The organism is Bacillus sp. SA1-12, assembly GCF_000981385.1.
Classification (GTDB): Bacteria; Bacillota; Bacilli; order Bacillales; family Bacillaceae; genus Metabacillus.
Window position 1 is genome coordinate 241,538 of the sequence record NZ_LATZ01000119.1, and the last position, 20,669, is coordinate 262,206.

General features: G+C 36.9%; 19 protein-coding genes. 16 read left to right on the forward strand and 3 right to left on the reverse strand.

Annotated elements, in window-relative coordinates:
* Positions 1–63 precede the first annotated feature (63 nt).
* The 7 genes from WQ54_RS20595 to WQ54_RS20625 all read left to right on the forward strand — a co-directional run bounded on the left by WQ54_RS20595 (position 64) and on the right by WQ54_RS20625 (position 8,273).
* Complete coding sequence (locus tag WQ54_RS20595; protein ID WP_046586870.1) at positions 64–1,086, forward strand: Gfo/Idh/MocA family protein; 1,023 nt, start codon at positions 64–66, stop codon at positions 1,084–1,086.
* Entirely contained in the window at positions 1,083–1,907 is an 825-nt protein-coding gene (locus WQ54_RS20600; RefSeq protein WP_046586872.1) for a sugar phosphate isomerase/epimerase, read from the forward strand. The genes WQ54_RS20595 and WQ54_RS20600 overlap by 4 nt, the downstream gene beginning before the upstream one ends.
* Before the next feature lie 6 nt (positions 1,908–1,913).
* Positions 1,914–3,314 (forward strand): sulfatase, encoded by a 1,401-nt coding sequence (locus WQ54_RS20605; protein WP_046586874.1) that lies wholly within the window; start codon positions 1,914–1,916, stop codon positions 3,312–3,314.
* A 161-nt stretch (positions 3,315–3,475) separates the two neighbouring features.
* Positions 3,476–4,495, forward strand: a complete 1,020-nt coding sequence (locus WQ54_RS20610; RefSeq protein ID WP_046587329.1) for a Gfo/Idh/MocA family protein — start codon at positions 3,476–3,478, stop codon at positions 4,493–4,495.
* A gap of 108 nt (positions 4,496–4,603) precedes the next feature.
* Positions 4,604–5,524: an AraC family transcriptional regulator gene (locus WQ54_RS20615; protein WP_046586876.1), complete on the forward strand. Its 921-nt coding sequence runs from the start codon at positions 4,604–4,606 to the stop codon at positions 5,522–5,524.
* A 261-nt stretch (positions 5,525–5,785) separates the two neighbouring features.
* The gene (gene pepF, locus WQ54_RS20620) at positions 5,786–7,573 is read left to right on the forward strand and encodes an oligoendopeptidase F (protein WP_046586877.1); all 1,788 of its coding nucleotides are present in this window, start codon (positions 5,786–5,788) and stop codon (positions 7,571–7,573) included.
* A gap of 184 nt (positions 7,574–7,757) precedes the next feature.
* Complete coding sequence (locus WQ54_RS20625; RefSeq protein WP_046586879.1) at positions 7,758–8,273, forward strand: DUF3189 family protein; 516 nt, start codon at positions 7,758–7,760, stop codon at positions 8,271–8,273.
* 54 nt (positions 8,274–8,327) lie between these two features.
* On the opposite strand, the gene dat is transcribed toward WQ54_RS20625, so the two are convergent.
* Complete coding sequence (gene dat / locus WQ54_RS20630) at positions 8,328–9,194, reverse strand: D-amino-acid transaminase (RefSeq protein ID WP_046586881.1); 867 nt, start codon at positions 9,192–9,194, stop codon at positions 8,328–8,330.
* A 372-nt stretch (positions 9,195–9,566) separates the two neighbouring features.
* Between dat and WQ54_RS20635 the strand changes: the two genes are divergently transcribed.
* The 9 genes from WQ54_RS20635 (at position 9,567) to WQ54_RS20670 (ending at position 18,806) form a co-directional block, all read left to right on the forward strand.
* Positions 9,567–11,321, forward strand: coding sequence for an alkaline phosphatase (locus tag WQ54_RS20635; protein ID WP_046586882.1), 1,755 nt, complete (start codon positions 9,567–9,569; stop codon positions 11,319–11,321).
* A gap of 41 nt (positions 11,322–11,362) precedes the next feature.
* Positions 11,363–11,581: a twin-arginine translocase TatA/TatE family subunit gene (locus WQ54_RS20640; RefSeq protein ID WP_046586883.1), complete on the forward strand. Its 219-nt coding sequence runs from the start codon at positions 11,363–11,365 to the stop codon at positions 11,579–11,581.
* A 139-nt stretch (positions 11,582–11,720) separates the two neighbouring features.
* On the forward strand, positions 11,721–12,134 hold the full coding sequence (locus tag WQ54_RS20645; protein WP_046586885.1) for a GNAT family N-acetyltransferase: 414 nt from the start codon (positions 11,721–11,723) through the stop codon (positions 12,132–12,134).
* A 162-nt stretch (positions 12,135–12,296) separates the two neighbouring features.
* Positions 12,297–13,223 carry a cache domain-containing protein gene (locus WQ54_RS35495; protein ID WP_331435147.1) on the forward strand — a complete coding sequence of 309 codons (927 nt, stop codon included), beginning with the start codon at positions 12,297–12,299 and terminating at the stop codon, positions 13,221–13,223.
* 5 nt (positions 13,224–13,228) lie between these two features.
* Positions 13,229–14,278 (forward strand): HAMP domain-containing methyl-accepting chemotaxis protein, encoded by a 1,050-nt coding sequence (locus WQ54_RS35500; protein WP_331435148.1) that lies wholly within the window; start codon positions 13,229–13,231, stop codon positions 14,276–14,278.
* A 155-nt stretch (positions 14,279–14,433) separates the two neighbouring features.
* A complete protein-coding gene (locus WQ54_RS20655; RefSeq protein ID WP_197089645.1) occupies positions 14,434–14,685 on the forward strand; it encodes a DUF3892 domain-containing protein in 252 nt (83 codons plus the stop codon).
* Between the two features lie 926 nt (positions 14,686–15,611).
* Positions 15,612–16,505 carry an AraC family transcriptional regulator gene (locus WQ54_RS20660; RefSeq protein ID WP_046586888.1) on the forward strand — a complete coding sequence of 298 codons (894 nt, stop codon included), beginning with the start codon at positions 15,612–15,614 and terminating at the stop codon, positions 16,503–16,505.
* A gap of 134 nt (positions 16,506–16,639) precedes the next feature.
* Positions 16,640–18,142, forward strand: a complete 1,503-nt coding sequence (locus WQ54_RS20665) for an alpha-glucosidase/alpha-galactosidase (RefSeq protein WP_046586889.1) — start codon at positions 16,640–16,642, stop codon at positions 18,140–18,142.
* 457 nt (positions 18,143–18,599) lie between these two features.
* Positions 18,600–18,806, forward strand: a complete 207-nt coding sequence (locus tag WQ54_RS20670; RefSeq protein ID WP_046586891.1) for a hypothetical protein — start codon at positions 18,600–18,602, stop codon at positions 18,804–18,806.
* A gap of 184 nt (positions 18,807–18,990) precedes the next feature.
* Here the strand turns inward: WQ54_RS20670 and glsA are convergent, their stop codons facing one another.
* Positions 18,991–19,920 (reverse strand): glutaminase A, encoded by a 930-nt coding sequence (gene glsA, locus WQ54_RS20675; RefSeq protein WP_046586892.1) that lies wholly within the window; start codon positions 19,918–19,920, stop codon positions 18,991–18,993.
* A gap of 114 nt (positions 19,921–20,034) precedes the next feature.
* Positions 20,035–20,484 carry a nucleoside-diphosphate kinase gene (ndk, locus tag WQ54_RS20680; RefSeq protein ID WP_046587331.1) on the reverse strand — a complete coding sequence of 150 codons (450 nt, stop codon included), beginning with the start codon at positions 20,482–20,484 and terminating at the stop codon, positions 20,035–20,037.
* Positions 20,485–20,669 lie beyond the last annotated feature (185 nt).

The window sequence follows — 20,669 nt, forward strand, 5'->3', positions numbered from 1 at the left end:
TTTCTAATCGTGAATCAACTAAATTATTTCTATTGATTAGATAATTCTTTGGAGGGTGATTAAATGACTTTAAAAGTAGCGATTGTAGGAGTAGGGAATATCGGAAGCATCCATGCTTCTGTTTACAAAGAAAATCCAAATACTGAAATTGTCGCAGTTTGTGATATTGTGAAGGCAAAAGCAGATCAAGCCTCAAACAAATTTGGCGGAAGAGCATTTTACAGTGTACAGGAAATGTTGAACAGCGGTATTGAGCTTGATCTTGTAAGCGTTTGCACTAAAGGGGAGGAAAATGGCGGAGAACACTATTTGCCAACAATAGAATTACTAAAAGCCGGGATTCCTGTACTAGGGGAAAAGCCGATCTCTAACAATATTGAAGAAGGTAAAGAAATGGTTGAGCTTGCCCGTCAAAATAAAATCCCATACGCGGTTAACTTGAACCATCGCTTTACACCGGCTGCTGAAAAAGCAAAGGATTGGGTAGAAAATGGGCGTCTTGGCAAGCTTCATATGATCAATATGAGAATGTGGATTAACAATCCGGTCGAAACTTCGCCATGGTTCCACATGCGTGCATTACATCCGCATTCCTTTGATGTTATTCGATACTTTTGCGGTGATGTTAGAAGAGTTGGTGCCTTCATGATGAAAGGAGAAGGCCGTGCGATATGGTCGAATGCTCAAGTGATGCTCGAATTTGAAAATGGTGCAATCGGCAACTTAGTTGGAAGCTATGACGCAGGTGCAAGCTATGGTTTAGAGCTATGTGAAGTGGTTGGCTCTAAAGGAAGGTTTGTTCTTGAGGATGCTTGTGAACAGTTAACCTTCTATCCGCGATCAAGTATTGAAACGGAAAGTTACAGCTATCTTGGTGGAATGAGATCATTCCCGGAAACCTTTAAATCCCGTATCAATTCATTCGTGGACCAGTTAATTTCTGGTGTTTCATTTGATCAGGTTGATGGTTCGGGAGAGGATGCTCTTAAAGCACAATCGATCATTGAAGCAGCAATCCGATCATTTGAAACAGGTGAAATTGTTGATGTTAAAGATATAGAGCTTATTTCAGGAGGGATAAAATGATAAAACTTGGCGTTAACTCAGTGTTATTTAAAGATTTTGATTTTGCTACGGCAGCAAGGCAAATTGCCTTATGCGGATATGATGGTGTTGAAATTTCGGCAATAAAAGGCATGTGTGAACATTTGGAATTGGACCGCTGGAAGGAACAAGCGGATGAAATAAAATCAATCGTCCAGGAAAACGGCCTTGAATTGTTATCCATGGAGGTTGCTTCACTTGATGAGGAGAGATTAAGAAAGGCATTTGAGGCGGGAGCAGAAATCGGGATCCCTGTCATTAATGTAGGACCTGGCGGAAAGTCCGGCGTTGAAGGTGATCTTCAGCAGTCTATTGAAACCCTTTACAAATTATCTAAAATAGCTGAGGGCTATGGTGTAACCCTTTGTGTAAAAGCACATGTCGGAAACGCAATTTTTAATACACCAACAACGCTAAGGGCAATGAATGAAATTTCCTCCCCGGCATTTGGCATCGATATGGACCCTAGCCATATTTATCGCGGAAATGAAAACCCTGAGGAAGAATTAGCAAGAGTCATTAGTCGTGTAAAGCATATTCATATTCGCGATTGTAAAGGTCGTACACAAGGTCCTGGTGACATCCACAACCAGGCTTGCGGAAGAGGAGATATTGATTTATTTGCCTATTGCAAAACGATGGTTGATGGTCAGTATTCCGGCCCTGTTTGTTTAGAGGTAATCGGTGCAAATCAACATTCATTAGCAGATGTTTCCATCGTTGCTGCTGAGAGCTATGGCTATTTAAATGCTTGCTTAAAAGCTTTAGGAGCCAGAGAGTCAAATCTTGCTCAGAAAGGATAATGTCAAATGAACAAAAAAACAAATGTGATTCTTTTTGGGATCGACAGTCTAAGAAGAGACCGGATGAGTTCATATGGATATCACCGGCTGACAACACCCCATATTGATAAAGTTGCTGAAGAAGGGATTCTATTTGAAAACCATTTTAGTCCGAGTATTCCTACCACTCCAGGCTATGCTTCGATGCTAACAGGAATGGACTGCTTTGGCACTGATGTAGTCGCTCTTAGACATAAGGGACCTTTGGGAGGCCATGTAAAGACTCTGCCAGAATTGCTTGGAGAACATGGATATAATACAACTTGTGTTGGGTTTAGCGGCAATCCATCCTCTAGAGGGTTTCAAAAATACATTGATTTTGAATCATGGATGCCAGACGAAACTGGACGCTGCCCAAAGGCGCAAAATTTAAATAATGTGGCCATCCCAGAATTAAAGAGACTTGCTGAAGAAGAAAAACCATTTTTCTTATTTTTACGGCATATGGATCCGCATTCACCATATTTGCCTCCAAAGCCGTTTGAAAGAATTTTCTATGATGGAAATGAATTTGACCAAGAGAATGATTCTCTTAATGAGATGAAGGAATTTAAGCCATTTGCTGATTTCTTAACTTCATGGATTCCTAAAGGCTGTACAGATGCAGACTATGTTGACGCACAATATGATGGTGCAATTGCCTATATGGATGCTTGTATCCAAAATATTTTTACAACTGTTGAGAAACTAGGAATTAAAGAAGAAACGTTAATAATTATTACATCTGATCATGGTGAAACCTTAAATGAGCATCAGTGCTGGTATGATCACCATGGTCTTTATGAACATAATTTAGTTGTTCCGCTAATCATGAAATATCCTAAGAAATTGCCTGAAGGGAAGAAAGTCACTAGCAACACATTAATCAAAGATATCATGCCGACAATATTAGATGTTATAGGAATTGAAACAGATATCCGATTTGACGGCAGAAATCTTATGCCGCTTATAAAAGAAGAAAATGAGATATTCGTTCAGGCGTCTGAATTTTATATAACGGAATGTACATGGATGCGGAAGCATGGCTGGCGTACTCCTGAATGGAAATTGATCCGCGCGCTTGAACCAGACTTTCATTTTAAACCGGAAATTGAATTGTACAATCTAATAAAAGATCCAAAGGAAGAAACAAATGTTGCAGATCAAGAGCCTGAAATCGTCCATTTGCTTTTAGGAAGAATGGAAGCTTATATAGCAAAACGTGAAGCTGAAACTGGCAGAATAAATCCAATGTATACTAATTTGAATTGGCATGGCTTGGAGCATGGACCTTTTAAAACATCACAGGAAGCATACGATTCCATGTATATTGGTTCGATTGGTACAGCACAAAGGCTTCAAGAAAAGGAAAAGGAAGAAACCGTATAGAATAATTGATAAATGGAAATGGGGCTGTTTCAATTCTTAAGTTTGACTCTCCAAACAAAATATATAGAGCCTAAAATAGTAGGAAGTTCTGTAATTTGGTATGTAGGAGGGGCAGATCTTTCCTGAGACAGCCCCCTTTCTTTGTGGAAAGGGTGGTTGTTTTGATAAAAGCAGCGGTTGTTGGTGTGAATAATATTGGGAAAATTCATTGTCGCTATTACCATGAACATGCAGATGCTAGATTAGTTGCTGTGTGTGATTTGAATGAAGCATTAGTAAATGATGTGGCAATACAGTATAATATAACCGGTTATACAGATTTAAAAACAATGCTTCAAAATGAAGAAATCGATGTGATAAGCATTGCGACTGGCGGGAAGGAAAATGGTTCACATCATTTTATACCAGCAATGCTTGCTATTGAAGCTGGGAAAGATGTTTTAGTTGAAAAACCGCTTTCCAATAACATCGAAGAGGCAAGAGAAATTGTAGAGTATGCTAATAGAAAAAGGGTTCGCTTGGGATGCAACTTAAATCACAGATTTGTACCATCAGCTGAACATGCAAAAAAATGGATTGACTCTGGAGAGCTTGGTTCCCTGTTGTTTATTAATATGAAATTGACTATTGGCAATCCAAATGAATCAAGTCCTTGGATTCATTTACGAGCTCTGCACCCGCATTCAATCGATGTGATCAGGTATTTTGCAGGTGATATTAAACGTGTTCAGGCGTTTATGACAAAAGCACCTGGAAGAACAGTATGGTCTACGGCATCGATTAATTTAGAATTCGAATCAGGAGCGGTCGGTCATCTTACAGGGAGTTATGATATGGACAATCTTCATCCAATTGAATTTTGTGAAGTAGCAGGTAATCGAGGGAGATTAACGATTGATAATGTATTTGAAAACTTGACCTTTTACCCTCACAAAAGCAAGGAACTTAAAGTTGTTCGAAATTCAGTTTTAAATGGAATGAATGGATTTAACGACACTTTCAAAAATAGAATCGGCACGTTTATTCAAGAAGTTAACGATTCAGTTCCTCCAGAGAAAATTACGGGCTCTGGTATGGATGCATTAGCAGCCCAGGAAGTCATTGAAGCGGCCATTCGTTCACAAATGGAGAATGGTGCAGTAATTGAGGTACCTAATTATTTGAATAAGCAAAGACTCTAGGTTCAAAAAAACTATTTTTTATTTGTTCGGATATGTAAGCACTTACAAGTTGCGATTGCTACAACCTTAGAGGTATATGTTCAATCTAGATCTAGGGGAGGAATCTAAATGACTGCAACAACCTATCAATCAAGTGATTACATGAAAACAAAAGAATTTCCGTTTTGGATCCAGCGTTTTTATCATGATCATGATAATATTCCGCCGGCCCATGCACATGAATTTGTTGAATTGGTATATGTTGTACAAGGAGAAGCAAGGCACTTATTTGAAGGACAGTCCTATATGATCAAAACGAATGACGTGTTTATTATTAATCCTGGAGAGGTCCATACCTTTTCGATCGAAAAGTGCCAAAGTTTAGAAATTATTAATTGTTTATTTTTACCAAGCCTAATTCAGGATTCATGGTTAAAAGAAATGGGTGTATCACAATCGATGGATTATTTTTACATTCATCCTTTTTTAGATAAAAATGAGCGATTTCATCACTTATTAAATTTATCTGGAAGCAATTCTGCGAGGATTCTGTCGTTGTTAGAGGGAATGATGCATGAATATTTAAGGGAAAACCCTTGTTATCCCACATTAATCCGTCTGCAGCTTGTGGAACTATTGATCCAATTATCCCGGATATATAACGAAAGAAAGGTGACAGAAAACCATTCTCATAGGAGAAAAAGTGAAAATGATCTCCTCATTCAACGAATCTGTGGGTATTTATCAAGAAATTATGATCAAAAAATAACGATTCAAACATTATGTCATCTATTTAATCTTAGTCCCCGGCATTTAAACAGATTATTTAAACAAGAGACTGATCAAACCGTAGTAGAAATGCTTCATAAAATAAGAATCGAAAAGGCAAAGCAGTTTTTGCTAGAAACAGATGATAAAGTGATTAATGTTGCGATTAAAGTTGGATATGATGATCCTGCTTTCTTTAGCCGCTTATTTAGAAGGATTGTCGGTTGCTCGCCAGGAAAATATAAAGCAAAAGAAAGTAGTAACTACTCTCCAATATTATAAAAAAATTTAGCCTCTTGTTGTTAGTACTCGTTATCTCCCACAATGTTTATGGAAAGCTATAATTAAATATCCTCTTTTAAAATCGGTGCTGAGCCGATTTTTTCTAACTCAAATTTCAAGAATTTTCTAAAAGGCAAATTCATTAAACCCGTTTTCTTTTATCAATTTTTCTTCCATTTTATAAAGTAACCAGGTGTTAAAAAGGATTTTTTCAATTCTCCTTAGAATATATATTATTAAAACAAAAAAAGGAGTGCTTAAATGACAACGTACAAAAATAGAAATGAAGTACCGCTCTATGAAAAATGGAATCTGCATGATATTTACTCAGACCAACGCAATTGGGAAGAGGATTTTCATCTAATAGAGGATATGGCAGTAAAACTGAAAGAATTTGACGGGAAAATTAATGACGGGAGCTCTTTGTATCAATTTCTTAAGCAAAAAGAAGAATTATCTTATCGATTGAACAAACTATATGCATTTGCCATGCTTTCTGTTGATGTAGATACAAGGGATACGAACGCTCAAGCATTATTAGATCGTGCAAAACAACTGAATGTGAAGGTCAGTTCCTCAACTTCTTTTTTCATGCCCTTTTTACTAAATTTGGATGAAGAAACTTTAAAGTCATACATAACTGAAGACGAACGTCTAAGCTATTTTGAAGAGGATCTTTTTGAATCATTTCGCTATAAACAACATGTATTAAATAAGGAACAGGAGGAGGTGCTTTCTCAATTAGGAGAAGCACTGTCAGTCCCTGGTCATACATTTGGAATGATGAATAATGCCGACATTAAGTTTGGCGAGGTTACAAATGATCATGGGGAACAAGTGGAACTTACAAGAGGAATGTATGCTAAATTAATTGAAGATGAGGATCGAATTAAACGAAAAGAAGCTTATAAAGCTTACTATAAGCCATATGTGCAGCTTAAAAATTCAATTGCTTCAACCCTTTCAGGTGCAATAAAAAATAATGTTACACTAGCTAAAATTCGCCAATATCCATCAGCATTGGAAAAGGCCTTATTTGGTGACAATGTACCAAAAGAGGTGTATGAAAACCTTATTGCGACAACAAAAAACAATATTGCACCGCTCCATCGTTATACAATGATTCGCAAAGAAAAGCTGCAAGTTGAGGAACTGCGCCAATATGATTTAAGTGTTCCGCTTGTAAAAGGGATTAAGCAAGTCATTTCATATGAAGAAGCTTATGAAATCATGTGCAAGGCACTCGCACCTCTAGGACAGGAATACATTGGGGCCTTAAAGGAATTTAAGGAATCCAGATATATTGATGTGAGGGAAACTCCAGGGAAACGATCTGGCGCATACAATCTCGGCATTTATGGAGTTCATCCTTATATCTTGTTAAATCACCAAGATGATTTAGATAGCTTATTCACATTAGTTCATGAATGTGGTCACGGTGTTCACAGCAAGCTTAGCTCCCAGCATCAGCCGCAAATTACAGCACGCTATAGTATCTTTGTTGCAGAGGTTGCATCCACCGTAAATGAAGTATTATTAATTAACTATATGCTAGAAAATGAAACAAACCCTGAAATTCGTAAACATCTACTTAACCACTTCATCGATCAATTTAAGGGTACATTCTTTACTCAAGTGATGTTTGCTGAATTTGAAAAGAAAACACATGAGATGGCGGAAACAGGTATGCCATTAAATGTGGAGGTATTTAATCAAACATATGAAACTTTATTTAGGGAATACAATGGTGAAGAAATTGTTTTTGATGATGAGGTCAAATATGGCTGGTCAAGGATTCCGCACTTTTATCGACCGTTTTACGTGTATAAATACGCGACAGGATTTGCCTCAGCCATCCATTTAGCAACGAAGATCCTTGAGGGGGATCAAACCACGCTAAGCTCCTATCTCGAATTTTTAAAAAGCGGCAGCTCAGATTACCCGCTTGAACTATTGAAAAAGACAGGTGTTGATTTAACAACCCCTTACCCGATCGAAAATACACTTAACCGCTTTGCGAAATTGGTGGATGAATTTTCATTATTATAAGGTAAAAAGAATCTTTGCCTATATTGGTGAAGATTCTTTTTATTTTTCTTTAAAATCTTCAACATATTGTTCATAATAATTGATTTATAAGGAAATGATGATAAAAAGAAACCAGATTCTTAATTTCATGTATAATCGTTTAACGTTTTTAATGTATGATGATTTTAATATGGAGGAACCGATGATGATTTATATTTATAATGATTTTGGTGGTACTCATACGACAGCACTTGCAGCTGCTTATCATTTAAACATTTTAAAACCATCAACAAAAACATTAACAAAAGAAGAAATATTAGCGGTTCCATTCTTTAATCAACTAACCAAACAAGACTCAGGAAAAATTATCTTTCATGGCATAGATGATGACGGTCATTCAGTCTATACAATTGGAAGAAGGTCTTCAAAGCTCGTTGTACCAGCATTAAAAGATTTATATGAAATTCTGAATAATAAATATCCTTTTGACGAGAGAATTATCTTTTCAAACACATCTCCTACCGTTCCATTTGCCATGACAATGGGAGGTTTTTTTTCAAGGGGATTAAAAATCGATGTTATCGGTGTCCCTTTACTCGTAAGGGGTGCCCAACAATGTTGCGGAACGATTTATCAGTTAGTTGAAACAACAAAAAAAATAGCAAAAGAGAAAACAGATCAGAAAATCATTACGCTTGAGAATCAAACCTATAAAGCATAGTGGATGTATAAAAATATAAAATCCGGTCCATTTTCCTGAACCGGACTAAAAATTTTATTTTGCTTTTGAAGGTGCAGGATAACATTCTGCAACCTTATCATGAAAGAATGCTTGCAGCTGCTTTGTTAAAGTTCCAGGAGTACCATTTCCAATTTTCCTTTTATCAATTTCGATGATTGGCATAATTTCTGTTGTTGTTCCAGTTAAAAAGACCTCATCTGCTTGGAGCAGTTCTTCAATAGTGAACGTTTCCTCTTTTGTTTCAATGTCATTTTTTCTGCATATTTCAAGCATGACTTTTCGAGTAATCCCATTTAAGATCAAGTTTGTTGCGGGATGTGTTTTAATGATTCCGTCTACCACAATGGAAACATTTGATGAACTTCCCTCTGTGACAATTCCGTTCCGATGTTGAATGGCTTCAAAACAGCCTGACTCAGATGCCTTTTGCTTCGCTAGTAAATTAGGGAGTAAATTCAAGCTTTTAATATCACAACGGAGCCAGCGAATATCTTCTACCGTAATAGCTGTTACGCCCTTCTCCATTGCAGCAGTCGGTCGCTGCATTTCTCTTGTATAAGCAATATACACTGGCAAGGTATCAGCACTCGGAAATAGATGATTTCGCTGTGAAACACCTCGTGTAATTTGAAGATAAATAATACCTGAAGAAAGCTTGTTTGCTTTAATAAGCTCAATAAGTTGCGATTTTATTTCATTAATTGAGAAGGGAAGTTTAATACCGATGCTTTCAGTGCTTTTCATCAGTCTTTGCAAGTGCTCATCTCCAGTAAATAATTGACCGTTATACACCCTGATCACCTCATAAACACCATCTCCAAATTGGTAGCCGCGATCTTCAATATCCACTGTGATTTTTGAGCGTTCGGTAAGTTCCCCGTTATAGAGCATTTTTTCCATGTTTTTAACTCCCTTTCTGCTATGTAATAACTATTTTTGAATCTTTACCACTAATTTAGCATGGATGTCATAAAGATGGAATGTGAATCTAAAAGATTTGTTTTTGTTATCTTTGTATAAAGAAAATGTAAAAAAATATAGGAGGGATAGACTGAGAGCTGTTGAGAATTTTGTCACAATATATAATAAAATGGCATTTTCAAATTGTTTTTTTATAAAGAAACATATTTTTTACTGAAAAAGTCTCGGTACAATTCGCTTAATTTTTTGAAATCTACATACATGGCTCTTAACAATTCTTTATAAATCCTTAATAAATCCGCTCTATAATAAATCCCGAATCAAAAGTTAATTGAGAGAGGGGAAATAAGGATGACTGAGAGACCAATTGATGAATTGATTAAGAGAATGAACTTGGACAGTTTTGAGAAGAAGGAGTTTAATCGCCGCAACTTTCTGCAAGGGGCAGGTAAAATTGCCGGTCTTTCACTAGGATTAACAATTGCCAATTCTATAGGATTAGGTGATACCAAAGTAAATGCCGCACCAAAATTTCAAAGCTACCCATTTACACTTGGCGTAGCTTCAGGTGACCCGCTTTCCGATAGCGTTGTTTTATGGACAAGATTAGCCCCAGATCCGCTTAATGGCGGAGGGATGTCAGATCAATCTGTGAGTGTAAAATGGGAAATCGCGAAAGATGAGGATTTTCGTAAGATTGTGAAAGAAGGAACAGAAATTGCTAGACCAGAGCTTGCTCATTCTGTTCATGTTGAAGTGGATGGGCTTAAGCCGAATAAAGTCTACTACTACCGCTTTAAAACAGGACATGAACTAAGCCCTGTAGGCAGAACGAAAACACTACCAGCAGCAGGTGCTGATGTTGCCAGCATGTCATTTGCCTTTGCTTCTTGTCAGCAATATGAACATGGTTACTATACAGCATATGAGCATATGGCGAAAGAAGATCTCGACCTTGTCTTCCATTTAGGAGATTATATTTATGAGTATGGTCCTAATGAATATGTTTCAGCAACTGGCAATGTTCGTACTCATAGTGGTCCGGAGATTATGACATTGGAAGATTACCGAAATCGCCATGCACAATACCGTTCAGATGCAAACCTAAAAGCTGCTCATGCTGCTTTTCCTTGGGTAGTAACTTGGGATGATCATGAAGTTGAAAATAACTATGCAAATATTATTCCTGAAAAGGGCCAGTCTGTTGAAACATTTATTAAACGCCGTGCAGCTGCCTACCAAGCATACTACGAGCATATGCCGCTTCGCAGATCATCATTGCCAAACGGTGCGGATATGCAATTATATCGTGAGTTTACATACGGTAATTTAGCATCTTTTAATGTACTGGATACACGCCAATATCGTGATGATCAAGCAAATGGAGATGGAAATAAAGCACCGTCGGCAGAATCCATGGATCCGAATCGCCAACTTCTTGGAAAAGATCAGGAAGATTGGCTGCTACGTAACCTTGGCGGTTCGAAGTCTCACTGGAATGTACTTGCACAGCAGATTTTCTTCGCTAAATGGAATTTTGGGACAAGCTCAGCCCCAATCTATAGCATGGATTCATGGGACGGCTATCCTGCTGCACGTCAGCATATTGTTGATTATGTTACTGACAAAAACATGAATAATCTAATCGTTATTACTGGTGATGTTCATGCAAGCTGGGCATCCAACCTATTATCAGATTTCAACAATCAGAACTCTAAGAAAATTGGTGCAGAGTTTGTCGGCACTTCCATCACTTCAGGCGGGAACGGATCAGATGAAAGAGCTGATACTGATCATATTTTAGGGGAAAACCCACATATTCAATTTTTTAATAATTATCGCGGGTATGTCCGTTGTACAGTTACACCGGAAAAGTGGCAAGCTGATTATAGAGTTGTACCATTTGTTACAGAACCAGGTGCTGCCATTTCAACAAGAGCTTCATTTGTTTATGAAAAAGACGGCTTAGGCTTGAAAAAAGTTGAGGCAAATCAAGTTCCAAATGGCGTAAAAAAATCCAATGAAGTCGAGGAAGACCGTAACCGTGCACATGGCCGTGCTCATGATAAGCAAAAGGGAAAAAATCGCGAAAAAGTGACGAATTAATCCTTTCTGTGTGCATCAATAATTAATTAGGAGTTGTAAGGATGATTTCAAATATTGGAATACCAGGCTTAATTCTTGTCCTTGTCATCGCATTGATCATTTTTGGCCCTTCTAAGCTTCCTGAAATTGGACGAGCTTTTGGGCGCACTTTAACAGAGTTTAAAAGTGCAACAAAAGGGTTGGTGTCAGAAGAAAAGAATGAGAAAGAAAAGTCTGAACAAACGTTAATTGAGAAAAAACAACATAAATCTGTTGTATAACCAAATAGGCGGGGAAACCCGTCTATTTTTTTATAAAAAAGTTTGAATCGTTTGCTAATTATTATTGAATTTTTATTCATCTTCGTGTATAAATAAAGATATACATTTGGATCTTATTTTTTATAAAAAGGTGATTAACATGAACATTTTCATATCCGATAAACTCCCAACATTTGAACAATTTGCAAGCCTTCATGAGGCAAGCGGCTTAATAAAGAGCAAAAAAGGCAATTATACGAGGGAACAGCTTTATCAAGCTGCGAACAATAGCTGGTATCATATATCTATCTATGATCAAGACCAGCTTATTGCCTTCGGACGGATGATTTCTGACGGTATTTACCAAGCACTCATCTGTGATGTCATGGTGGACCCTACATATCAAAAGCAAGGTCTTGGCAAACAGATTGTTGAAGAGCTTATTATGAAATGTAAAAACAGTGGGATTCAATCTATTCAGCTCTTTTCTGCAAAAGGCAAACAGCATTTCTATAAGAAATTGGGATTTGATGAAAGAGAACAGGATGCACCGGGTATGACCCTTATACTATAAAAAGCTCAGTGGAAAGAAACATTCTACTGGGCTTTTTTATATCTTTATAAACGACGAGTGGCACACCACAAAAAATTATTTTTACATATTAATATTTTCATTTTTATACCGATAAATAAATTACTAGTCAATATAAGAATGATAGAGAATGGGGATATTTATATGAAAAAGTGGTTTTCATCCTTTTTTAAGTTCAACTTGAAACAGAGGCTATATGCAGCTTTTGGACTTATATTAATTGTACCAACAATCGCCGTTGGATTTCTTGCGTATCATAGTGCAAAGGATCGCTTAGAGGAAGAATTTTTAAATAGTGCTAAAGAAAATGTCGGTCTGCTAAATTCAAATATTACTAATACAATTGAACCAAAATTCCATGATGCTAATTCTTTATCTGAACAAGTTAAGAAAACGGATTATCAAAACGGAGAAAATTCAGAAGTAATAAAAAAGTTAAAACAATATATTGATTTACATCCTGAGGTTCAAACCATTTACGTTGGTACGGTAGATGGACGGATGATCACATACCCAAAAATGGAGTTGCCTGCTGATTTTGATCCAAGGGAGAGGCCATGGTACCAAGAGGCGGAACAAAAGAAAGGAAATGTTGTGATAACAAGTCCATATATTGATGCGGGTAACGGGGAAATGGTTGTAACAATCACAAAAACAATCAATGATGGTTCTGGGGTAATTGGAATTGACCTCAATATCAGTAAATTGACAGAGACGACAGAAGAAGTCAATATTGGGAAAGAAGGATATGCATTTCTTTTAGATACCAAGAAGAATTATATTGTTCATCCAAATGAGAAGACTGGTACAGTAGCAGAGGAAGGGTTTTATGACAATCTTTATAATGATAGTGCGGGCCATTTGAATTATAAGCTTGATGGTAAATCGAAGGTTATGTTCTTTTCTTCTAATGATCTTACAGGCTGGAAAGTAGCTGGCACAATGTATACAGAGGAAATAAATGATTCCGCAAAGTCAATTTTACAAACAACCTTAATCGTCATAGCAATAGCCATTGTCATTGGAGCAGCTATTGTTTATTTTATTATTCATTCGATTACGGGAGGTTAAAAGACTTGCAGCAAAAGGCTAAAAAAATTAGCGAGGGTAACTTGACCGAAAGAATCACCATTAAAGTTGAAGATGAGATAGGGGAGTTGGCACAATCATTTAATGATATGCAATCCAGTCTCAGATGCTTGTTAAAAACCATCGAAGGAAATTCGATGCTTGTTGCATCTTCTGCAGAACAATTAACAGCTAGTGCAGAACAAACAAGTTTAGCTACACAACAAGTTGCAACAGCTATTGTTGAAGTTGCAAGCAGCGCAGAAAGTCAAACAAATGGAATTGAAAAAAATGTACATGCTCTTGATGAAATTTCACTAGGTGCTAATTTGATTGCCAACAACTCGCAGATTGTTACTGATTTAACCAGACAAACGACATCTAAGGCTGAGGAGGGCGGATATTCAGTCAAGAAAACAATGGATCAAATGAATTCGATTCATCATTCTGTTCAAGAGTCGAATGAAATGATGAAATCTCTCTCGGATCGCTCTCAACAAATTGGTTCAATTTTAGAAGTGATAACAGGTATTTCTGATCAAACGAACTTGCTTGCATTAAATGCTGCTATTGAAGCAGCCAGAGCAGGGGAAGCGGGTAAAGGGTTTGCAGTTGTTGCTGATGAAGTAAGAAAACTGGCTGAACAATCCCAAGTTTCAGCACAACAAATTTCCAGGCTAATTGAAGCTATCCAACACGATACTGAAAATACAGTAAAAAAAATGTTGAAAGTTACGGAAGATGTTCAGGGTGGTCTTACGATTTCTGAAGAATCGATCCAAAGATTTGAGGATATATTAACAGGAATGAAAGACATTACTCCTCAAATGGAGTCTATATCAGCAACTGCGCAACAGATGTCAGCTGCTGTACAAGAGGTTGGGGCTACAGCTAATGAAATCGCTGATTTTGCTGAAAGGAATGCAGCAACCTCTCAAGAAGTGGCTGCATCAACAGAAGAACAATTAGCCTCTATGGAAGAAATTGCTTTTTCTGCAAAGTCTTTATCTAATATGGCAGAAGAATTGCAAAATGTGATTAAACAATATAAGTACTAACTGGAAAAAAGGGTAACACTGCAAGGTGTTGCCTTTTTTTAGTAGTAAGAATAATTCGAGCAGGTTGGGGAGATATAAATAATGAGGTGATTACATTGGATCGTTTCGAGCAGGCTTACAATCAGTATCGAAATCAAACAGATGCAAATGAAGTGATGAAAGAAAACGAATATAATAGTAAGCCAAACCAAGAAAAAATTGTTGCTGTCAGAAAAAACGATGATGGGGATTTAATTGCATTTCAAACTGAATCAGGACGAGAGTTGGATTATTTAGAAGCTTTAGAAGAAGCAAAAGCAGGAAATCTTGCTCATGTTGATGTCTTTCATAAATATGGGCGTGATATATTGCGAAGTGAGCCAGATGGAATTCGTGAAAATAATTTGGATAAGCTTCCTGAGTTTTAAACGTTTTTATCACATTCTTTTTTAGCAGTTCATAACAGATATGGATTGCGACTTTTATGAATTTATATCGAAAGAAAATACTTGAAAAATTTGTGTCAACCATCTATACGAACAGCTTGAGACCAAATGGCCTGAGTTTATATTCTGCCTAGGAAATATCGCCGTCCAATCCTTTTTTGAAAATCCTAACGCTGAAGTCAAATCTTTACCCGAAGGGTTCATGGGGGTATAAAACAGTTGTTGCCTATCATCCAATAGCTGTAAGACTCCGTTTAAATTGTGGGATCTCTTTTTAGAGGATTGGAATTTGGTTTTAGAGCATTCTTAAATGGGGGACTGTCCCAGAATAAAAACATATATAGTACTACAGACTAAATGTTTTAGGACAATTATATTGAGTTGATTGGGACAGTCCCTCTTTTTAAAAAAGTCATAATTAATAGGACAGTTGCAAAGCCTTTTTCAAAAAGGTCATAACCTTACCCCTGTTTTTAAACCCTTCTTCATTAAGAAATCACATGTCCTCTATGTTCATCAAGATTTCGTTTCTTATAATGGATACACCAGCCCCTTTGTTTTTTTGTCAATTTCAAATAGATTTTTGTTTCCTCAGTATTTTTTGTTCAATTATTAACTTCAAGCTTATCAAGCGTTCTTTACCCTCTTAATCTACCTTAGCTGAACGAACAATTACGCTCGCTATTACCTTTTTAAAATGACAATGAATTTCTCCCCAAAATATGTCTCTTTTCTTTTTAATCGTCACATGTGTTGTCTAAGGTACAGGGAAAATTGATGAAATTTCGGACCTTTATCTAAAACTAGTCTCAACTTTTATCTTGCACCAGTATACGTATAAATTTATAATTATGTCCAATCCATTTATATCAATTAGAAATTAGGAAATGTAATTTTTGGAGGTTGCTATGAACAATATCGGTTTATACCAACGTGAATTAGTATTGGATGAGTATCATCCTAAGGTTTTTGCTTATTATTTTAAAACCTGGGAAAGTCATGATATGGCGTTTCATACTCATAGAGAGGTTGAAATCATGTATGTAATAGATGGGACATGTACTGTAGTTACAGAGAAAGAGACTGTTTCTATGAGAAAAGGTGATTTTATTTTACTAGATTCCAATGTACCTCATCGGTTAATTGTTGAACAACATTCTCCATGTCGCATGCTAAACATCGAATTTTCGTTTATAAAGAAGGAAGGTTGCTTCCCATCAATTAAAGATTTAGTCAACGAGAATAAAAAGTTCGCTAAATTTATATTACTGGATCGTCCATATATTGTATTGAAGGATACGAATGACATATATCATACATTAAAAAATTTGGTACTTGAATTAGACAAAAAGGAATCGGATAATGACATCATGATTCAGCTCCAATTGGCTCAACTTTTTATTCAAATGGCAAGAATTGCAGCTGAAGAAAAGAAAGAAACGCATGCACATCATCAAGTAAATGTATATGTGAAAAAGACAATCGAATTCCTCCATCATCATTATGACTGTGATATTCAAGTAAAAGATATTGGACATGCTGTAAATCTTCATCCTGGATACCTTCATCGAATTTTTAAACAGCAAACTAACACTACCCTTATGGAGTATTTAACCTCTTTAAGAATGGAAAAAGCAAAAATGCTTTTGGCTGATACAGAGATACCTGTCACTGAAATTTGTTTTTATATAGGCATTAACAGCCGTCAATATTTTAGTGCTCTTTTCAAAAAACATACAAATAAAACACCACTTGAATTTAGAAAATCCGTCGAACAAAATATTTCGAAATACAGAACTTGATCAGATACTTTGAGCTATTAAAAGTTAGGATTTTATACATTCTTTTATTAGATTAGTTATAAAATTGTAAACGTTTACGAGAGGGCGGTGATAGAATGACATATAACAAATAACCAATAAAGGAGTTTGATACAATGTCATTTAAAATCGCATTTATAGGGGCAGGTAGTATCGGTTTTACGAGAGGGCTATTACGTGATCTTCTTGCTATTCCAGAATTTCATAACATAGATGTCGCGTTTACAGATATTAATGCTCAAAATTTAGAGATGGTTACACAGCTTTGTCAACGAGATATCGATGAAAATGGTTTGGAAATTACTATTTATTCTACATTAAATAGAAGAGAAGCATTAAGGGATGCAAGATATATCTTTTCTGTAGTACGTATAGGTGGTCTTGAAGCCTTTCAGTATGATGTTGATATCCCTCTCAAATATGGAATAGATCAATGTGTAGGGGATACGCTTTGTGCAGGCGGGATTATGTACGGACAGCGAGGTATCCCTGAGATGCTGTCTATTTGTAAAGATATTCGAGAAGTAGCAGAACCTAATTGTTTGTTGCTGAACTATGCAAACCCAATGGCCATGTTAACATGGGCATGTAATAAATATGGCGGCGTAAGAACAATAGGCTTATGTCACGGAGTACAAGGCGGACATAGACAAATTGCACAAGCATTTGGTTTAAAGAAGGAAGAGGTTGACATTATATGTGCTGGAATTAATCATCAGACTTGGTACATAAGCGTGAAACATAAAGGTGAAGATCTTACCGGTAAAATGCTAGAGGCATTTGAAAATCATCCAGACTTTTCAAAAACGGAAAAGGTAAGAATTGATATGCTAAGAAGGTTTGGCTACTATAGCACAGAATCAAACGGACACTTAAGTGAATATGTACCCTGGTACCGAAAGCGTCCAGAAGAAATAAATGATTGGATTGATCTTGGAAGCTGGATCAATGGGGAAACTGGCGGATATTTACGGGTCTGTACAGAAGGAAGGAATTGGTTTCAAACAGATTTTCCAAATTGGTTAAAAGAACCTGCACTGGATTATAAGCAAGAAAACCGTGGAGAAGAGCATGGTTCATATATTATTGAAGCACTTGAAACAGGACGTGTTTACCGTGGTCATTTCAATGTTGTTAACAACGGTGTGATTCCAAACCTTCCAGATGACGCTGTCATTGAAGCCCCCGGGTATGTGGATCGAAATGGAATCAATATGCCGCACGTAGGGGCGTTACCGCTTGGGTGTGCCGCTGTCTGCAATGTAAGCATTTCTGTACAGCGTCTTGCTGTTGAGGCTGCAGTAAATGGAGATGATCTCCTCCTTCGGCAAGCGATGATGATGGATCCGCTTGTAGGTGCTGTTTGCAATCCTAAGGAAATTTGGCAAATGACAGATGAGATGCTAGTCGCGCAAGAACAATGGCTTCCTCAATATAATCAAGCAATTTCCGAGGCAAAAGTGCGATTATCGTTAGGAGATCTCATACAAACCAAGGATTATCAAGGTGCAGCACGCTTAAAAGTAAAATCAGTAGAAGAATTAGCCCAAAACAAAGAAACCGCTAGAAAAAATGCTGGTGAATCAGACAAAGCAAAAGAACGGCCAGCAATGAAATAGATGATAATAAAGGGGACAGTCCCTCTAATTAACAACACCGAAAATACTGAACTCTGTAGAAGGGTGGTTTTCTATTTGGTGTTTTTTATGGGACAGTCCCCATTCTTATTAGCTTTGCTTTCTAACAGGGATAAAGCTCCTGGAACGGCAATTGGAGCGATCGTCTTTACTGCACGAGTTGAACACAAGCGCTGAACGATTCATTTGACAGGTAATAATATCAGCAAGTACAATGCATTCCTTCTGGGTGACATTTTTCAACGAAATATCCAAGTCAAATGGGACATGATTACTTCTTTCTCATTAGTTAGCAAAAGGGTAAGAAGGTCCCTTGGAAGTTATTACACATATTTTGCCATTATTAGAAGCAGAATAAGAGTACGAACTTTTCAATGAGAAAATGGATAAGTTATAAAAGGTATTGAAAGTTTCAATAAATTCAGAAGGAGGGACCAAAATGAATCAGGAAAACTTGCTGGCAGAAGAATTATTAAAGATGATTAATGAAGATAAGGTACCACTATCGATCTCAGATGATATCCATGAAATAAGCAGGAGTTTACAATCGGGGGATATGAACATAAATGATTTGCAAGGGAAAGATGCTTTTATTGAAAATACCGTTCAAGAAGCAATGAACCGTATTAATAACAATAACCACTGAGAAATCTGTGCCTCCTTTAAATAAATTTTATTATCAATTTGCCCTATAAGGGCTTTTTGTTTTTTAACCAAAAAGGAGATAAATGAAAGGCAATCCATTATTAGCTGATTGCCTCACCTCTCCCTTCTTACTTAAAAAATATGGATAACGAATCTTTGAACAAAATTTTCGTAAAAGCTCATCATTAAAACATACTAAGCTTATACGTTTTAGACAACGACTCTAATAATCTTATCCCAGCAATGCTGTTGCCCTTTTCATCCAGAGCAGGACCGAATATTCCAATGCCAAATTTTCCAGGTACTGCCCCCATTATTCCACCAGAAACACCGCTCTTTGCAGGTATCCCGATCTTTATAGCAAATTCTCCTGAAGCGTTATACATTCCACAGGTCACCATAAATGTTTTGCAAATTCGCGCAACGTCAATCGGCATAATCTGTTTGCCGCTTTGAGGATCTCGGCCATCCAGGGCAAACACCAAGCCAATTCGAGCTAAGTTTAAACAATTCATCTCAATCGAACACTGTTTTGTATATAAATCGATTAGCTCTTCTACGTTTTCATCAATAATCTGATGCTGTTTTAGAAAAAAGCATAAAGCCCGATTCAAATGAGCAGTCTCAAACTCAGAAAGGGCCACTTCCTCACACAAGGTAATTTCCGTTTCGTCTGCTAACTCCTGAACAAAGGATAAAAGCCGCGAGAATCTTTCTGAAACCGATATGCCTTTGATCATATGGGTCACAACAAGTGCACCCGCATTGATCATAGGATTCAATGGTTTTCCTGGTGCCAGGGTTTCTAATTTTGCTATTGAATTAAACGGATCACCAGTAGGTTCCATTCCTACCCGATCAAATACATATCCTGTACCTCTATCCATCAAAACTAGGGCCAGGCTAATGACTTTTGAGACACTTTGAAGGGTAAATTTTTTTTGGATATCACCAGCTGAAATACATTCTCCATCAGGGAAGTGAATGGCAATTGCTAAATCATTAGGATTTACCTTCCCAAGTGCAGGAATGTAGTCTGCAACTTTACCCTGTGGCGTGCATTTTTTCGCGCTTATGACCATAGCATTTAATTCTTCGTTTGATCGACATGGCATTTTTATCACCTATGATTAGTATGAGTTGGAAAAGAGTTACTTATGTCTAAGAAGGAAATGAAAAAGTCTTTCGTTGGGCAACAACAAAAGACTCGTCATACTTGCTAACCTTTATTAGCTGGATTTGCGTTCGCCGTATTGATTATCATTTGAGCGGATAGAAAGAATGTCAAAGAAGTTAGCAATTTCTCTTTCAGCACTTATTAGTGAATCAGATCCATGGATAACATTCTCCGCTTTTGTATTTGCGAAATCTCCGCGAATGGTACCTGGAACCGCTTCTGATGGGCTAGTTTTTCCAATCATCAGTCGGGATACCTCAATAATATTTTCCCCTTCCCAAACCATAGCAAAAACGGGACCAGATGTAATAAAATCAACAAGTTCTCCGAAAAAAGGTTTATCCTGATGTTCCAAATAGTGTTCTTCTGCCTTTACCCGTTCAATTGTCATAAGCTCTGCATTTAATAAAGTAAAACCTTTTCGTTCAAAGCGGTTAACAATCTCTCCAATTAAACCACGCTTAACACCATCTGGCTTTACCATAATAAAAGTACGCTGCATTGTCATACTGTTTTTCACCTCTGCAAAATTGTTAGCCATTAAAAAATGGCATTGGTACTATACAGTATGCCAAATTTTGCAAAACTTAAAACGAAACAATAGTCTTTTACATATAATTTAGTTGGTTTCAAATCATATGAAAGAGAGAGTGTGTTTTATCCAGAATAACTTCTTCTGCAAGATTT

What these genes read in the sequence shown, in the direction of transcription:
- WQ54_RS20595 (WP_046586870.1), top strand. Translation starts at nt 64, where the DNA reads ATGACTTTAAAAGTAGCGATTGTAGGAGTAGGGAATATCGGAAGCATC.
- WQ54_RS20600 (WP_046586872.1), top strand. Translation starts at nt 1,083, where the DNA reads ATGATAAAACTTGGCGTTAACTCAGTGTTATTTAAAGATTTTGATTTT.
- WQ54_RS20605 (WP_046586874.1), top strand. Translation starts at nt 1,914, where the DNA reads ATGAACAAAAAAACAAATGTGATTCTTTTTGGGATCGACAGTCTAAGA.
- WQ54_RS20615 (WP_046586876.1), top strand. Translation starts at nt 4,604, where the DNA reads ATGACTGCAACAACCTATCAATCAAGTGATTACATGAAAACAAAAGAA.
- pepF (WP_046586877.1), top strand. Translation starts at nt 5,786, where the DNA reads ATGACAACGTACAAAAATAGAAATGAAGTACCGCTCTATGAAAAATGG.
- WQ54_RS20625 (WP_046586879.1), top strand. Translation starts at nt 7,758, where the DNA reads ATGATTTATATTTATAATGATTTTGGTGGTACTCATACGACAGCACTT.
- dat (WP_046586881.1), bottom strand. Translation starts at nt 9,194, where the DNA reads ATGGAAAAAATGCTCTATAACGGGGAACTTACCGAACGCTCAAAAATC.
- WQ54_RS20635 (WP_046586882.1), top strand. Translation starts at nt 9,567, where the DNA reads ATGACTGAGAGACCAATTGATGAATTGATTAAGAGAATGAACTTGGAC.
- WQ54_RS20640 (WP_046586883.1), top strand. Translation starts at nt 11,363, where the DNA reads ATGATTTCAAATATTGGAATACCAGGCTTAATTCTTGTCCTTGTCATC.
- WQ54_RS20645 (WP_046586885.1), top strand. Translation starts at nt 11,721, where the DNA reads ATGAACATTTTCATATCCGATAAACTCCCAACATTTGAACAATTTGCA.
- WQ54_RS35495 (WP_331435147.1), top strand. Translation starts at nt 12,297, where the DNA reads ATGAAAAAGTGGTTTTCATCCTTTTTTAAGTTCAACTTGAAACAGAGG.
- WQ54_RS20655 (WP_197089645.1), top strand. Translation starts at nt 14,434, where the DNA reads ATGAAAGAAAACGAATATAATAGTAAGCCAAACCAAGAAAAAATTGTT.
- WQ54_RS20660 (WP_046586888.1), top strand. Translation starts at nt 15,612, where the DNA reads ATGAACAATATCGGTTTATACCAACGTGAATTAGTATTGGATGAGTAT.
- WQ54_RS20665 (WP_046586889.1), top strand. Translation starts at nt 16,640, where the DNA reads ATGTCATTTAAAATCGCATTTATAGGGGCAGGTAGTATCGGTTTTACG.
- WQ54_RS20670 (WP_046586891.1), top strand. Translation starts at nt 18,600, where the DNA reads ATGAATCAGGAAAACTTGCTGGCAGAAGAATTATTAAAGATGATTAAT.
- glsA (WP_046586892.1), bottom strand. Translation starts at nt 19,920, where the DNA reads ATGCCATGTCGATCAAACGAAGAATTAAATGCTATGGTCATAAGCGCG.
- ndk (WP_046587331.1), bottom strand. Translation starts at nt 20,484, where the DNA reads ATGCAGCGTACTTTTATTATGGTAAAGCCAGATGGTGTTAAGCGTGGT.